The sequence below is a fragment of the Haladaptatus sp. DYSN1 genome (assembly GCF_029489995.1).
Taxonomy (GTDB): Archaea; Halobacteriota; Halobacteria; order Halobacteriales; family Halococcaceae; genus QDMS2.
In genome coordinates, this window is sequence record NZ_CP120470.1 from 2,162,672 (window position 1) to 2,177,827 (window position 15,156).

Sequence of the window (15,156 nt, forward strand, 5' to 3'; positions counted from 1 at the left end):
GCGTCAACGGTCTGCTATGAGTTCGGGTGTCAGAGACGAGGGACTTACACTCACCGTCCAGAGTGCAGAGAAACGCGATGCCGGGCGGGGTGTCGCACGTCTGCCGGAGGCCGCCCGCAGACAACTCGGCGTGTTGAGCGGCGACACCGTCATCATCGAGGGGGCGGCCGCGACCGTCGCGAAAGTGTGGCCCGCCGGGGCCGGACTGTCGAAGAAGGCCGTCCGCATCGACGCTGACACCCGCGCCAACGCCGGGGTCAACATCGGTGACGAAGTCACCGTCAGACCGGTCGAGGTGGCAGACGCGACGAGCATCGAGGTCAAGCCGGAAAGCGACTTCGCGGACGACGATGAGGCGACGCGGGCCATCCGCGAGGCACTCATGGACCGCCCGCTCACCGCTGGCGAACAGATTCACGTCCAGCGACTCGGCAACGGCCCGCTCACGGTATCGCGGACCCGGCCAGACGGCATCGTCCGGGTGACCCAGACGACGCGTATCACGTTACTCGAACCTGACTCCCCACAGAAACCGGCCGTGAGTAGCACCGCGCCGACTCGCCCCTCTGGGGTGAACTACGAGGACATCGGCGGCCTGGACGACGAGCTAGAGCAGGTTCGGGAGATGATAGAACTCCCGCTCTCGGAACCCGACCTGTTCACCCAGTTGGGCATCGACCCGCCGAAGGGCGTCCTGCTCTACGGGCCGCCCGGGACGGGCAAGACGCTCATCGCCAAAGCCGTCGCCAACGAGGTGAACGCCCACTTCTCGGTGATTTCCGGCCCCGAAATCGTCTCGAAGTACAAAGGCGAGTCAGAGGAAAAGCTGCGTGAAGCCTTCGAGACGGCGACGGCGAACGCGCCGGCCATCATCTTCATCGACGAGATCGACTCCATCGCCGGCACCCGCGACGACGACGCAGACATGGAAACACGCGTCGTCGCCCAGTTGCTGACCCTGCTCGACGGCCTGAACGAACGCGGACAGGTCGTCGTCATCGGCGCGACCAACCGCGTGGATGCCATCGACCCCGCCCTCCGCCGCGGCGGCCGGTTCGACCGCGAAATCGAAATCGGCGTCCCCGGAATCGAGGGGCGTCGAGAAATTCTCGACGTTCACACCCGCGGGATGCCCCTCGCCGACGACGTGGACGTAGAACGCATCGCGAAGCGAACCCACGGGTTCGTCGGCGCGGACCTGAAGACGCTCGTCACGGAGGCGGCGATGCACGCGCTTCGCGGCCGGGAAGAAGGAAAACCGCTCACCGTGACCCGGGCGGATTTCGACGCGGCGATGGCGGCGGTCGACCCCTCCGCCATGCGCGAGTACGTCGCGGAGACGCCGAGCGTGAACTTCAGCGCCGTCGGCGGCCTCGACGAGGCGAAACAGACCCTCGAAGAGGCGGTCATCTGGCCGCTCGAATACGGGGCGCTGTTCGACGCCGCAGACACGGACCCGCCTTCCGGTGTGCTGCTCTACGGGCCTCCTGGGACGGGTAAGACCCTCCTCGCGCGCGCTCTCGCCGGGGAGAGCGAAGTGAACTTCATCCACGTCGCGGGGCCAGAGTTGCTCGACCGCTACGTCGGCGAGTCGGAGAAGGCCGTCCGGAAGGTGTTCGACCGGGCGCGACAGGCCGCCCCCGCAATCGTCTTCTTCGACGAAATCGACGCCATCGCGGCGCGTCGCGACGACAGCCACGAGGTCACAGAGCGCGTCGTCTCCCAGTTGCTCACCGAGATGGACGGCGTCGTGGACAACCCGAACCTGATGGTGCTCGCCGCGACGAACCGCCGGGAGGTGCTTGACCCCGCGCTGGTGCGGGCGGGCCGCCTCGAAACCCACATCGAGGTGCCAGCGCCCGACGAACCGGCCCGGAAGGCGATTCTCGCGGTCCACTTGGCGGGGAAACCGCTCGCAGACGACGTAGACCAGGCGCAGTTGGCAACCGACACCCGCGGGTACTCAGGGGCCGACTTGCGGTCGCTCGTCCGCCAGGCCGCGATGTTCGCCATCCGTGACCTGGCGGCGGACATCGGCCCAGCGGAGGCGAACGCCCGCGCGGACGAACTCGTGATTACGGCGGCCCACTTCGCCCGGGCGCTCGAACAGGTCGAACCGTCGCTGACCTGACCGCTTCGGCCTCGATTCGAGTTCAGGCGCGCGCAAATGACAGTGAAAAAAACAGTAATGCTTTCACGATTGAACTGAAACGTGGAGTAGAACTGATGGGTGACGGAGACAGGCCAGTCATTCTCGTTGTCGAGGACGAAGCTGACGTGGCAGAAACGTACGAAATCTGGCTCAGTGATGACTACGAGGTCATCGTCGCACCGAACGGGCGCGATGCACTCGACGCCATCACCGACGACGTGGCCGTCGTGCTCCTGGACCGCATGATGCCGGGGCTCACGGGCGACCAGGTGCTGGAGACGATCCGAGAACGCGAACTGGACTGTCGGGTCGCCATGGTGACCGCCGTCGAACCCGACTTCGACATCATCCGGATGGGGTTCGACGCTTATCTCAGCAAACCGGTGAGCAAGGCACAGTTACACGAGACGGTCGAGTTGCTCCTCGAACGGGCGGAGTACTCCACCTTGCTACAGGAGTACTACTCGCTCGCAGAGACCAAGGCGGCGCTCACGACCGGCAAGCGCCGGGAGGAACTCGAAGGCAACGAGGAGTACCAGGCACTCGAAGCCGAACTCGATGCCGTCCGGACGCAGTTGAACGAAACGCTCGGAGGGTTCACAGACGAGGCTGATTTCATCAGCGCACTCCGGGACATCGGGGGGATGGATGGAGCGCAATCGAACTGACAACAACGACGACCCACAAATGCGATACGAACTCGACGCGGTGCTTCCCACGGAAACGATTCACGTTTCACCGGGCACGAACCTGCTCGTCGCCGGACCGCCAATGAGCGGAAAGCGCGAGCTTGCCCTCTCGATTCTCGCACAGGGAGCGAACGCAGAAGAAGGCAACATCTTCGTCTCCACCGACCACGGCGCGGAGGCGACGCTCGCTGACTATCAAACGCTGGTGGCCGCGCCGAATCAAGCTGCCCTCGGCATCGTCGAAACGACGGAATCGGGACCGACGATGCAGGAGTCGTTCGTCCACTCCGTCACGTCTCCCGCCGACCTCACGGGCATCGGCATCGGGGTATCCGAGTTCATGCAGCGGTTCAACAAGAACGGCATCCGCCAGACGCGGTTCGCCCTCGACTCCGTCTCGACGCTGCTCTCGTACGTCGATGTCAGGACGGTGTTCAAGTTCTGTCACGTCCTCACCGCCCGCCTCGAATCGGTCGGCTACCTCGGCGTGTTCACCCTCGATACGGGCGTCCACGACGAGCAGGCGGTCAACACGATAAAGCAGGTGTTCGACGGCATGGTCGAACTCCGCGAGCGCGACGACGGCATCGAAGTTCGCGTCATCGGGCTGGACGGCTACCGCACCGGGTGGGAACCGTACGAACCCAATCACTCTTAGGCGATGGCGAACTAGTCCGTATTCGAATGAGTGACCAGCCGGGGGCGACCGCGTCCACAGACGCAGACTGGCGCGACTACTTCGGATTCGACGCCCCCTACGACCAGCAAGCGAAGGTCATCGAGCGCACCATCCGCACCGCGAGGGGCAAGGGCTACTTCCTCTTCGAAGGCCCCTGCGGGACGGGCAAGACGATGGCCGCGCTCACCGCCGCCTCCTACCTCGTCCGCGAGACCGACCTGTACGACCGCGTCGTCGTCGTGACGCCGGTCAAACAGCAACTCGCCCAGTTCGTCGCCGACATGCGCGCGCTCAACGCCGGACGCGAAGAGCCACTCTCCACCGTCGCCCTCGACAGCAAGGGCGACCTCTGTCCCTACGAACGAGAAGGCATCTTTCCCGAGGACGCGAGCGTCCACGACCGATGTGAGGACCTCCGCGACCAGACGAGTTCGCTCGTCAAACTCGACGACGGCGAGAAAGGGGGCCTGCCAAAGGAGAGCGCGGTCCCCGGCATACGCGAGGACGCAGAGAAGTGGTGGGACCCGGCACGCGCCGAAAAAATCGCTGCCGCGGCCAGACAGGACGCAGAATCCTGGCAGTCGCTGAACACCGCCACGCTCGAAACCGCCGGCGCGAAGTCACCGTATCCGACTCATCAGCCCACCGCGCCCGACGACGCACTCGACTCCTCGAACGGCAACAACCCGCTCTACTGCCCGTTCGAGGCCGACTGGTACGCCCGCGACAAGGGGTCGCCCGTGGGCTTTGCTGACGCAGAAAGCGGCGTCGTGACCATCGACGAACTCCTCCCGCAGTCGGTCGAGCACGGCACCTGTCCCCACCGCGTGATGCAGGTGCTCCTCCAGAACGCGGAGGTTGTCATTGGAAACTACATGCACCTGTTCGACCGCCAGACGCGCGTGCTCACCGACGCAATTCTGGACGAGAACACGTTCGTCATCGTCGACGAGGCCCACCGCGTCGAAGAGCGCGTCCGAGACATCCTCTCAGACCGCATCGGTCTCCACTCGCTGCGGCGGGCGCGTGGTGACCTTCGCATGCTCGTCCAGCACGCGAACAAGACCCGCGAACACAAAACGGAGGTCGAAGAAGCCCTCGCGACGTACGAAGTCTCGCTCGACCACGTCCGGCGGGCCATCGAGTTCTACGACGCCATCGCCGACTGGCTAGACGAACGCATCACCGCCCACCTGGACGCGGAGTTTGACGACTGGCAACGAGCCATCCAGTACGGCGACCTGCCCGAGGAGGACATCGAAATCCCCCTCAGACCGCCCGAAACCGAGGAGGTAGACGCCCTCTCCGCGTGGGCGGAGGGAGAGGGATACAGCGAGAATCTCTGGCAATCGATGGGTCCGCTCGGCGTGGCGGCAGGGGCCGTGCTCGAAGAAATCGACCCGAATCGAAGCACCTTCTGTGGGGCCGTCGGCACGCTTCTGACTCGCTGGTGGACACAGAGCCGGGCGACCTACTTCCGAGAACTCGTCCTCGAATACTCGCCGAAAGACCTCGGCGAGACGGCAAACGTCTGGGAGCGTGCGTTCACCCCGGCGCTCGTGATGTACAACTGCCTGCCCGCGGCCGAGTGTCGTGACGTGTTCGAAACCGTCGGTGGCGGCGTCCTGATGAGTGCGACGCTCGAACCGCTCTCGGTGTTTCAGGAGGTGGTCGGCCTCGACGAGTTCGACGCAGACCGTCCTGTGGATACCCACACGTTCGACCTGCGCTTCCCTCGCGAGAACCGGGCGACGTGGGGCGTGGACCTCACTCCGTTTACCGCGCGGAACAGAGGGTCACCGACCGCAGGGGACGACAATGCCGTTCGCGAGGAGTACGCTTACGCCCTGCGGGAACTTGCCCGCAGTCCCGGAAACGTGCTCATCTGTATGCCGAACTATCGGGAAGCGACGTGGGCCGCGGAACGACTCCGCGCAGAAATCGACAAACCAGTGCTCGTAGACGAGAGTTCGTCGAACGAGGAGACGGAGGCGCTCAAACAGGCATTCTTCGACGGCGAGGAGAAAGTGCTCGTGACCAGCACCCGCGGCACGCTCACCGAGGGCGTCGATTACGACGGCGACAAACTCGGCACCTGCGCCGTCGTCGGCGTCCCCCTCGTGAACACGCGCTCACCCCGCGTGCGAGCCGTCCGCAACGCCTACGCGGACGCGTTCGGCCCCGAGAATGCGTTCGAATACGCGCTCACCGTGCCCGCCGTGCGCCGAACGCGGCAGGCACTCGGGCGCGTCATCCGTGGCCCAGAGGAGCGGGGCGTTCGCGCGTTGCTCGACCAGCGATACTGCGACACCGCACGCAGAGACGGCGTCAGGGCGTGTCTCTCCGCCGAAGAACGCACCGAGCAGGTTCGTATGACGCCGATGTTCCTCGACTCGCAAATCGAGCGATTCTGGAATAGTGGGTGACAATCTCTAGCAATCCGATATATTAGTATATTATCACGTTGATTGAGAGTGTATGCGGGAGAGAAACACACCCAAACTCACGTACCTTCGCTCCTGTCCCGTTTGCGACAGGCCAGTCACTGGAACAATCATCAGTGGGCCCGACAACGGCGTGTTCAGGCCCTGTGGACACTACATTCATCCGGTGAAACTGGTCCACTGTCCACAAGGTGAACCGTCCTCAAAAAAGACCCGCCAGTCGAATAGTCAGTCGAGATAGCCGAGGTCTCGCAGTCGTTCCTCTGTTCGCGGGTCGTAGTCGATCCGTGCGCCGCTCCGAACGTCGAGCGAAGCCAACCGATCTGCGAGCGCCGTTTTGAGCGGGTCCCACTCGACGCCCGTACGGTCCGAGATGGGGTGCTGTTCTGTCGCGTCGGTCGTGAGATCAAACCCGACCGTCGTCCCGTTTCTGTACAGCAATTTTCGGTGGGGTAGCCGCACAGACACTTGGAGCGCGTCAGCGTCGATTCGACCGGGCGTTTGCGCCGTCGATGCCACCTCGGCGATTGAGATCTGGTCGACGTCCACCGCGCCCTCGATTGCCGGACGCAACGACCGACCGATGAACGACGCGGGCGACTCGATACCGGCGTAGTCGAGTATCGTGGGGGCGATATCGATGTGTCTGACCTGTGTGTCGACGCTCCCCGCGCGGCCACCAGGTGGTCGAACGAGCAATGGAACGCGGATGAGTTCGTCGTACAACGCCGGTTCGTGCCCGAGTTGACCATGGTCGAACAGCGCCTCGCCGTGGTCTGCAGTCACGATGACGAGCGTGTCGTCAGGGACGCGTTCGAGCAGGCGGCCCACCTGCTCGTCCGCGTGGCGAACCGAAGCGGCGTAGAGTCCACGGACGACTGCTCGTTCGCGTTCGGTGAGGCGCTCTGGGTCGTGCTGAGCGCGCGTGACGAGCGTCGTCGCCGACCCGGAGAATGCGGGCATCGAAACGGCGGCCCGGTGACGCGCTGGCGGGGTGTAAGGAGCGTGCGGCGTCAGTATGTGCACCCAGGTGAACTGGTCACTCACAGCCGAATCGAGCGCTTCGAGCGCCACATCCACCTCCGACGTGCCGCTCCAGAATCTGCGAATCGGGTCGCTTGCGTACCGGTAGAGGTACTGAACCATCCGGTAGACCGGGTGGTCGAGGCCGAATCGTCGAATCAGGACCTCTCGCCCACTGTCGAGAAACGAGATTGAAAACTCCCCGATGTCGCGGTACTCGTCGTAGCCGCGGGCGTAGCCGTACTTACCACCGAGCCACGGGTTGCCGTGGACGCCAACGCACCGATATCCGTTGGTCGAGAGCACCTCGCTCAGGAGGACACGCTCGTCGCTGAGTCGCTCGTACCCGCCGTAATCGAGCGGAAGCGACGAGGAGAACACTGCGGGAAATGCGTAGGGTGTCGACGGACCATGGCTGACCGCTTGCGTGAATACGGTGCCCGTCTCGGCGAACGCGGCGAGGGTCGGCGTATAGGTCGGGTCGCTTCCGGGGTTGAACGACGCGTGCGACGCCCGCCACGCATCGATGGTGATGAGAAGAATGTTCACGATGTGGCCTCCCGGCGTTCGATTCTGACCCAATCGAGCGTGACGGTTCCCGCTCTCCCGGTCGAGTGACCGCGGAACTCGACTTTCGACTGGGGTCGCGTGAGCGTGAAGGTGGTCGTCACCTCTTGCCAGCGATTCGCCGGCATGACCGTCTTTCTGGTGAGCACGCGGTGGTCCTCGCCGCCGACCACGTCGAGGCGAGCGACCGAGCCGGTCGTCTCTCCCGCTACGAACACGCGGTAGGTCACCGTGTAGATTCCCGGTGCGAGCGTCTCGTAGGGTCCGTACCAGATGGCTTCGCCTGGAGGCCCACCGCCTCCGACGATAGTCCCTTCGACCTGGGTTCCCGACCCGACCGAGAGGGTTTGTGCATCGTACCGCCGCTCTGTGCCCGCGAACCACGAGAGAGGTTCACCGGACGTTATCGTCGTCGCTTGGCCGTCGTACCCTCGCTTGAACACCCAGATACCGTCTTCGTACCGGTACAGACTGTACTCTCCGTCGAGACGGTCTACGAACGTGTCTTCGACGACGCGCGCCCACTTCGATTGGGAATCGTAGAGCACGTACTCCGGCGTGAGCACTCCGTACGCAGCCTGATACACCTCGATTTCGTACGGGCTGATGATGAAAGAGGCACCGGGGCGATTTGCGACGTGCGGATAGATGTTGTTCTGAGTCACCAACGTCGCATCCTCGGGAACCGTGGCTATTGCCGCGTCGAGCGTCCGGGTGTGGTCGTCGATGACGGGGAACGGCTGGATGTTCCCGCCGGCGATAATGAGTCCGCTCGCCACGTTGAGTAAGATGACGTACACCAGCGCTCGACTCGCCGTCTCCCGGGAGAGACGCGGCAACTGGACGCGAGAGAGAATCCGCGCAGTTCCGATGTAGAGCACGGGCAAGAAGTAGAACGGGTAGTGGGCACCAAAGGCGAAGTACGCCTGCTTGTGGCCGAGGAACCACGCGAAGAGGAGATACGGCGTGAGCGACGAGAGCGTCAGTTCGTCCGTGAGCGAGAGAAACGCCACCGGTAACAGCAGCGCGATGAAGAACAGGAACTTAGCAGAGAGACTGATGGACAGCGAGTCGATGAGCACCTGAGGGTGGGCGAGAACGATGCCGACGAGGCTGCCGACCGCGACTCGGGTCCCCTCGATGTACTGCTGGAAGGGAACAGCAACCGCCCGGGTGGGGATGCCGGATTCGACGCTGAACTGAGAGATGACGTAGCCGGCGAGCAGTTGTGCGCCGACGGCGATGACGAAACCCGAGCCGAGCATTCGGGAGCGAGACGCGAGCCTGTTCTCGCGATGACTCAGCAACGTGAGGCCAACGAGGAAGCCAAAGGCGATGAAAATCATGAACTCGTTGGTGAGCACCATCAGCGAAAACGCGCCGAGAAAGAGCGCGTCGCGCCCCTTGACGAACGCGTAGTAGGTGAGAAAGATGAGCAGCGGCAAGACTGCCTGTTCCTGGAAGTCGAACGACCACGCAGACCAGAAGAAAGGATTGAACGCGTAGGAAACCGTCACGAGGCCAGCGAGGCGAACGTCAGCAACGTGCGTCCGGACGACCAGCCAGCACAGGGGAATGCTCGCCGCTAAGACGAACGCCTTCGCGACGAGAAGCGTTATCGCGGAGGGAGCGATTGCGTACGGCACGAGGAAGGCGAGCAGCGTGAGCGTAAAGTGTGCCCCCCAGTAGGAACCACCGGGGTGGCTAACGCGATATTTCCCCTGTAAGAGCCAGCCGTGGCCGTCCAGCGTGGTCGAGAACATGTGGACGTACGTGCCGAGGTCGGCACCGGTGAGGATGTAGCCTCGATAGAGGAGGCTGGTGTAAAACGAGAACCAGACGAACAGCACGCCGGCGAGACCGATGACATACCACGTCGGCCGGTCTATCGCTCCGAGTCGCGTCCAAAACCGGCGACGGGTAGCCGCCGTTCGCGTCCAGAGCGTCTCGACCCGGTCGGTGACAGGGACGCTCGCCGTCGTGGGCCAGACCCAGCGGTCGCTCGCTCCGAACCCCCAGATAACGCCGACCCCAACCGCGAGTACGTTCGCGATGAGGTAGTGCATCGAGAACAGTTCGACCAGGACGATGAGCGTGGCGAGTCCGATAGCGATGCCGACAACGCGCGTGAGGACGTACTTCCCGCCCCGCAGGAGCCAGTTCCTAGCGCCCGGGTCGCCGCGAGAGCGCCACGTCCAGACGTCGTTTACCGCGTAGTTTGCGAGGATGCTCACGACCCGTCCGAGGACGCCGCCAATGACGTAGGACGCCCCGGCGACCGACGTGACGAGAAAGAGCGTCCCTTCGTTGATCGCGAGTCCAAGCACGCCGACCAGCAGGTATTGGACGAACCGGCGCGTCTGGGATTCGACCGGGAGTCGCGCTTGCAGAAATTCAGTGACTACACTCACGCGGCCTCTCCTCCGGAACCGAGAAGCAGTGATTTGAGCTGCGGGTAGATGAGGTCGAAATCGTGAGCTTCTCCGGCAGCGCGGGCAGCTTCACACCGCGCCGTGTAGCCGGTGTTCTGTTCCCACTCCGTTCGAAGCAATCGGAGATGTATGAATATCTCCTCTACCGTTTCGGCGTGAAGCACCGCGTCTGTTGCCGGCAGATGGGTCGCGATTGGCGTGGTGATGACCGGAGTTCCAGACGCACACGCCTCGTTTATCACCATGCTGTCGGTGTCCACTCGCGCCGGGTGCAAGACGACGTGTGCGCGAGCGTACGCCATCGCCAGTTCGTCCTCGGTGACGAACCCGAGACCGTCGATGCGCGCATCGTCGCACGTTCCCGTCGTGACGAGGCGCATGTCCATCGGCAACCGGTCTGCCGTCTCCCTGACGAGGTCCCACCCCTTCTCGGGGATGTGCGCCGCCGTCACGAGAATCGTAAATTCGGATGCGAGCGGAGCGCGGTCGGGAGAGAAACGATGGGTATCCACGAAGTTCGGAATGTACACCGTCCGCGGGTGGACAGCGCGGTAGGCCCGCGTGACCGAGTGGACGACGTCGAATCGCCGTAAGTCGAGCGGACCTACCAGCCGGTAGAGGAGTTTGACGCCAGTGGGAACGACGCCGTAGAACGGTTCGTACAGTCTGTCGGTGACGAACAGCCACGAGTGGATACCCGCGACGTACCGAGGTGCCCCGGTAAAAAACAACTGCGAGAGAGGATTGTAGAAGAGGTACGCAGTGTCGAACGCCGAGAGGTCGTGGTGCCAGGCCTCCCGGTAGGAGACACGGCTGTCGAGGACGTCGCGGACGGCGACCCGTCTGACTCCATCGGGCGCGTAGGGGAGCGCTCGGACGGCGACCGAGACGCCATCTTCGACCAGGCGGTTTGCGAGTGCTGCGGTCCATTTTTCACCCCCGCGATAGTGTTCGAGCGAGAGGTGGGGACAGAGGACGACGCGCATTAGCCCTCTACGTCGAATAGAACCTGCGCACAGAACGTACGAGATCGCTGACTCTCCATTGTCCCGTAGGGAGGAGAAGCGACGTGATTAGTATACTTCTGTTAATTCTGTCGGTCAGGAATGGAGGTCGATTAACGGGGTCGTGTGAACGGAAACACAACTGGAACGATTGGCGATAACGGTCCAGTACTCTCGACACTCAGCCTGCCCTGAACGCAGATGCTCATGGGCACAGGCCGGACGAGCAATCGCCCGAAAAAAGCGATGGCGTGACGGCTACCCGCGCTGGTTACACCGTGAGTCTACCTGCTTGCGAACGTGACCGTCTCACCACAACGAATTGGTACGATGATCTATAACACTCCGTTTTTCCATACACTGTAAATACGACGGCAATTAACGCGGACCCATATTCGTGAACGATATTCGGCGTTTTTACGCGGGTCTGCACTTGGCTCTCTCAACGAGCGAAGATGGCAACGTCAACAGCGCCACCGGCAGCCCAGCTACCTACCCGACCACCGGTTCAGCAGGGAGCAGTTAGAGAAGACCGAACGTACGACGAGTCGGTGAAGACAACGAGTGGCCTTTCGGTGTCGGTTATCATCCCAACGTATAACGAATCCGAGAACGTCGAACGCGTGATAGACCGGTGTCGAACGGCACTCGCCGGCCATCCGTTCGAGATCGTTATCGTGGACGACGACTCGCCGGATGGCACCTGGCGAGTTGTGAGTACCGTGTACGCAGGTGACAGTCGAATACGCGTCATCCGACGAACCGAGGAGCGTGGGCTCGCGACGGCAGTCTCACACGGTATCCGCGCCGCGACGTACGACTGCTGTGTAATCCTCGACGCGGACTTGCAACACCCACCAGAGAAGATTCCGGCGCTCCTCGCGGCCCTCGAGTCGGGGGCTGACATCGCCATCGCCAGCAGATACACCGCCGGCGGCGGCATTGAGAACTGGTCGCCGTACCGGCGGTTCGTAAGTCGTGGAGCGCTCGTCATCGCAAAACTCCTCATCCCGCAGGTGCGAAGCGTGACCGACCCGATGAGCGGCTTCTTCGCGTTTCGACGGGAGCTCGTCTCCGGAGTGACGCTCGCTCCGATCGGCTACAAGATTCTTCTCGAACTCCTCGTTCGGTGTGAGTACACGCTCGTCGTCGACGTTCCCTACGTGTTCCACCAACGCGAGCACGGCGAGTCGAAGCTGTCTCTACGGGAGTACCTCGACTTCCTCGAACACGCCTTCCAACTCGCCCGTTGGGCGCGGAGGTACCCGCGACCGCACCTCACCTGATTAGTCCCAGAAGGACTTCGTTCGAGCGTACTGGCGTTCCTGGCCCAGAATATCGCGGTAGAACTCGTTTTCATTTTCGCGTAACTTTCCGATGATACGCGCGGCGTTGTGTGGGCCGACGCCGCGCGCCGCGAGCGCGATGATTGCCTTCTTGCCGTGACTCTGGACGAGACTGGCCGAACGATAGGCTCGGCGCGTCATCTTCTCCTGTTCGTCGTCTTTCTCCCGTGCCTTGACCGCCGACACTACCTCGTCGGCCCAGGGATTGAGCGCAGCGATGCGACTTGAGTCACACAGCGGGCACTGGGGCTGGTCGGGGATTCGGCTGACCTTCTGTTTTCGCTCCCACTCCTGACAGTGCAGACAGAACAGCAACATTCGGTCGTTCTGAATGCGCTCGCGGACGGTCTGGATGACGCTCGCGTCTGCGTTCTCCGGGGCGAGCAGTTCGCGTCCCGAGGAGCGGCCGTCCACCCCGATGGCGGTGCGTCCGCCCACCTTGACGAGTTCGATGTCACCGGACTGTATCCGTTCGAGGACGGCCGCCGCGCGGGCGATGTCTAAGTCCTCGTGGAGTATTTCGCGGACCGCCTCGTCGTAGACGGGCGTCTCCGCGAGTGCCGAGAGCAGGCGGCTGAGGCCGAACTGGCGGTTCGAATCGCCCTGCCAACTCTGCAGCGAACCGAACTTCGCCGCAACTTGCGCGAGTTTGAACTTGAGCGCGTCTGCGTTCTTCAGGCTCAGTTCGATGAGTGGCTGGAGGTGGTCGGGGTCGGTCGCTTCGAGCACCTCGACCACCGTGCTCGCGGTCACGTCGCGGGGCACCTCCAGTTCGATGCGGTAGGGGTCTACGTCGAGGCCCACGGATGAACCCGTTCGCTGGCCGATAAGCGCGGAGAGCACGCGGCCGAGCGTCTCGTTTACCTTGTGTCCGAAGCAGGCGTTTACGACCACGGTCCGCCCCTGGAACTCGATGACGACGCGGTCGTCGGTCGGAATTGGGTGACCCTGTTCGCGTTGGCGAGCGATGGGGTTCAGGGCTTCCTCGATGGTGCGGTGGTCGGCCGGATACCGCCCGGCGATGAACCGGGCGACCGCTTTGCGGTCCTCGTCGTCGTCGATTTGGTCGCTGGCGACCCCTCGGAGTTCGCCGACTTCCTGGGCAACCTCGAACGGGACGGGAATCTCGCTGCCCGTCCACGAGGGCACTTCGCCGGAGGGGTCCTCGATGGGCGTCACCTGCACGCGCTGTTTCTCGTCGTCGATTTCCGTGATGCGCCACATCTCGCCGCGCTGGATGAACACCTCGCCCGGGCCAGCGAAGTTGACGACGAACCGCTCGTCCAGGGTGCCGACCTGCCGCCCACTCGCCATGTCGTACACCTCGAAGGTTTCCTCGTCGGGAATCATCGAGAGGTTCGCGTAGAAGTAACGCCACGTCCCGCCGCTCTTCGAGAGGAGGTCTTTCTCCTCGTCCAGCCAGACGATGCGGTTGTACGAGAGTTCCTCGACGACCTCCTTGAACTGTTCTTCGGTGAGGTCGGCGAACGGATAGGCTCGCGTCACGATGTCGTAGGCTTTGCGCCCCGACACGTCGCCGAAATCCATGACGATGCCCGCAATCTGGTTGGCGACGGTGTCGAGGCTACCGTGGTGGATGTTCGCCTCCTCGACCTCGTTGACCCCGGCGCGGCGAGCGATGACCATCGCCTCGAAGGTGTCGTCCGGGCGCGTCGTGACGATAGTGCCGTGGGAGGTGGCGTCTCGGCGATGGCCCGCCCGCCCGACGCGCTGGAGCATCCGCGAGACTTCGCGGGGACTCGAATACTGGATGACGTGGTCGACTCGGCCCACGTCGATGCCGAGTTCCATCGACGAGGTACAGAGCAGGGCGTCGAGTTCGCCCGCCTTGAACTGGTCTTCGACCTCGACGCGGGCGTCTCGGGAGAGCGACCCGTGGTGGACGCCGATGTTCAGGTCGAGTTCCTTGAACCGCGACCCGAGGGCTTCCGCCGTCTGTCGGGTGTTCACGAAGATGAGCGTGGATTCGTGGTCGGCCACGAGGTCGCGAATGACGCGGACGTGGCTCGCGATGTCCGGGTCGGTCAGCAGTTTCCCGGCGAGCATCTCGTCCTCGTCGACGAGTTCAGGTTCGTGGACGGTGAGGTCAATTCGACTGCCCACGTCCACCTCGACGATGGCACACCCTCGGTCGCCAGTGAGGAACTTCCCGACCTCCCTCGGGTCGCCGACGGTCGCCGAGAGGCCGATTCGCTGGAACGGGCCAGCGAGTTCGCGCAGCCGCTCCAGACCGATGGTCAATTGCGCGCCGCGTTTCGATGCGGCGAGTTCGTGTACCTCGTCGACGACGACGTGCGAAACGTCTTCGAGGGCTTTGCGGAGTTTCTTCCCCGTGAGCATCGCTTGCAGCGTCTCCGGCGTGGTCACGAGCACGTCTGGCGGGTCGTTCGCCTGCTTGCTCCGGTGGTACTGCGTCGTATCCCCGTGACGAACGTCCACGTCCACGTCGAGGGTCTCGCCCCACCATTCGAGGCGACTGCGCATGTCGCGATTCAGAGCGCGAAGTGGCGTGATGTAGAGCGCAGAGATGCCCGCGCGCTCCTCGGGCGATTTCGCGACGATGGCGTCGAAGACGGGCAGCATGGCTGTCTCCGTCTTTCCAGTCCCAGTCGGCGCGATGACGAGCGCGTCCCGACCGGATGCGAGCGGCGGAATCGCCCGCCGCTGGGGAGCCGTCGGCGTCGAAAAGCCACGCGCAGAGAGGGCCTCGCGAACCGCCTCGCCGAGGTGAGTGAATGCGTCGGCTCCCGCGACCTCGCCGTCAGTCATTGCCACTCCTAATGGCCAGAGGAGAATAAG

General features: G+C 63.4%; 9 protein-coding genes. 5 read left to right on the forward strand and 4 right to left on the reverse strand.

Going from position 1 to position 15,156, the window contains the following annotated elements:
- Window positions 1-16 precede the first annotated feature (16 nt).
- From P0648_RS11565 to P0648_RS11580, 4 genes are all read left to right on the forward strand, one after another.
- Window positions 17-2,131: a CDC48 family AAA ATPase gene (locus P0648_RS11565; protein WP_276274857.1), complete on the forward strand. Its 2,115-nt coding sequence runs from the start codon at window positions 17-19 to the stop codon at window positions 2,129-2,131.
- Window positions 2,132-2,226: 95 nt separating this feature from the next.
- Window positions 2,227-2,820, forward strand: coding sequence for a response regulator transcription factor (locus tag P0648_RS11570; RefSeq protein ID WP_276247098.1), 594 nt, complete (start codon window positions 2,227-2,229; stop codon window positions 2,818-2,820).
- Window positions 2,801-3,499, forward strand: coding sequence for an ATPase domain-containing protein (locus tag P0648_RS11575; RefSeq protein WP_277504054.1), 699 nt, complete (start codon window positions 2,801-2,803; stop codon window positions 3,497-3,499). The genes P0648_RS11570 and P0648_RS11575 overlap by 20 nt, the downstream gene beginning before the upstream one ends.
- A 26-nt stretch (window positions 3,500-3,525) precedes the next feature.
- Entirely contained in the window at window positions 3,526-5,946 is a 2,421-nt protein-coding gene (locus tag P0648_RS11580) for an ATP-dependent DNA helicase (RefSeq protein WP_277504055.1), read from the forward strand.
- Window positions 5,947-6,192: 246 nt separating this feature from the next.
- Here P0648_RS11580 and P0648_RS11585 read toward each other — a convergent pair whose 3' ends face one another.
- The 3 genes from P0648_RS11585 to P0648_RS11595 are packed head-to-tail and all read right to left on the reverse strand — an operon-like array spanning window position 6,193 to window position 10,972.
- The gene (locus tag P0648_RS11585) at window positions 6,193-7,536 is read right to left on the reverse strand and encodes a sulfatase (RefSeq protein ID WP_277504056.1); all 1,344 of its coding nucleotides are present in this window, start codon (window positions 7,534-7,536) and stop codon (window positions 6,193-6,195) included.
- Window positions 7,533-9,965, reverse strand: a complete 2,433-nt coding sequence (locus tag P0648_RS11590) for a DUF2079 domain-containing protein (protein WP_276274855.1) — start codon at window positions 9,963-9,965, stop codon at window positions 7,533-7,535. The genes P0648_RS11585 and P0648_RS11590 overlap by 4 nt, the downstream gene beginning before the upstream one ends.
- Window positions 9,962-10,972: a glycosyltransferase gene (locus tag P0648_RS11595; protein WP_276247093.1), complete on the reverse strand. Its 1,011-nt coding sequence runs from the start codon at window positions 10,970-10,972 to the stop codon at window positions 9,962-9,964. The genes P0648_RS11590 and P0648_RS11595 overlap by 4 nt, the downstream gene beginning before the upstream one ends.
- 473 nt (window positions 10,973-11,445) lie before the next feature.
- Here P0648_RS11595 and P0648_RS11600 point away from each other — a divergent pair, with 473 nt between their 5' ends.
- Entirely contained in the window at window positions 11,446-12,276 is an 831-nt protein-coding gene (locus tag P0648_RS11600) for a polyprenol monophosphomannose synthase (protein WP_276247092.1), read from the forward strand.
- Here the strand turns inward: P0648_RS11600 and P0648_RS11605 are convergent, their stop codons facing one another.
- Entirely contained in the window at window positions 12,277-15,126 is a 2,850-nt protein-coding gene (locus P0648_RS11605; protein WP_277504058.1) for a DEAD/DEAH box helicase, read from the reverse strand.
- Between the last annotated feature and the right edge of the window lie 30 nt (window positions 15,127-15,156).

Bases quoted from the DNA above. Each gene is read 5' to 3' on its own strand.
- P0648_RS11565 (WP_276274857.1), top strand. From the start codon at position 17: ATGAGTTCGGGTGTCAGAGACGAGGGACTTACACTCACCGTCCAGAGT.
- P0648_RS11570 (WP_276247098.1), top strand. From the start codon at position 2,227: ATGGGTGACGGAGACAGGCCAGTCATTCTCGTTGTCGAGGACGAAGCT.
- P0648_RS11575 (WP_277504054.1), top strand. From the start codon at position 2,801: ATGGAGCGCAATCGAACTGACAACAACGACGACCCACAAATGCGATAC.
- P0648_RS11580 (WP_277504055.1), top strand. From the start codon at position 3,526: ATGAGTGACCAGCCGGGGGCGACCGCGTCCACAGACGCAGACTGGCGC.
- P0648_RS11595 (WP_276247093.1), bottom strand. From the start codon at position 10,972: ATGCGCGTCGTCCTCTGTCCCCACCTCTCGCTCGAACACTATCGCGGG.
- P0648_RS11600 (WP_276247092.1), top strand. From the start codon at position 11,446: ATGGCAACGTCAACAGCGCCACCGGCAGCCCAGCTACCTACCCGACCA.
- P0648_RS11605 (WP_277504058.1), bottom strand. From the start codon at position 15,126: ATGACTGACGGCGAGGTCGCGGGAGCCGACGCATTCACTCACCTCGGC.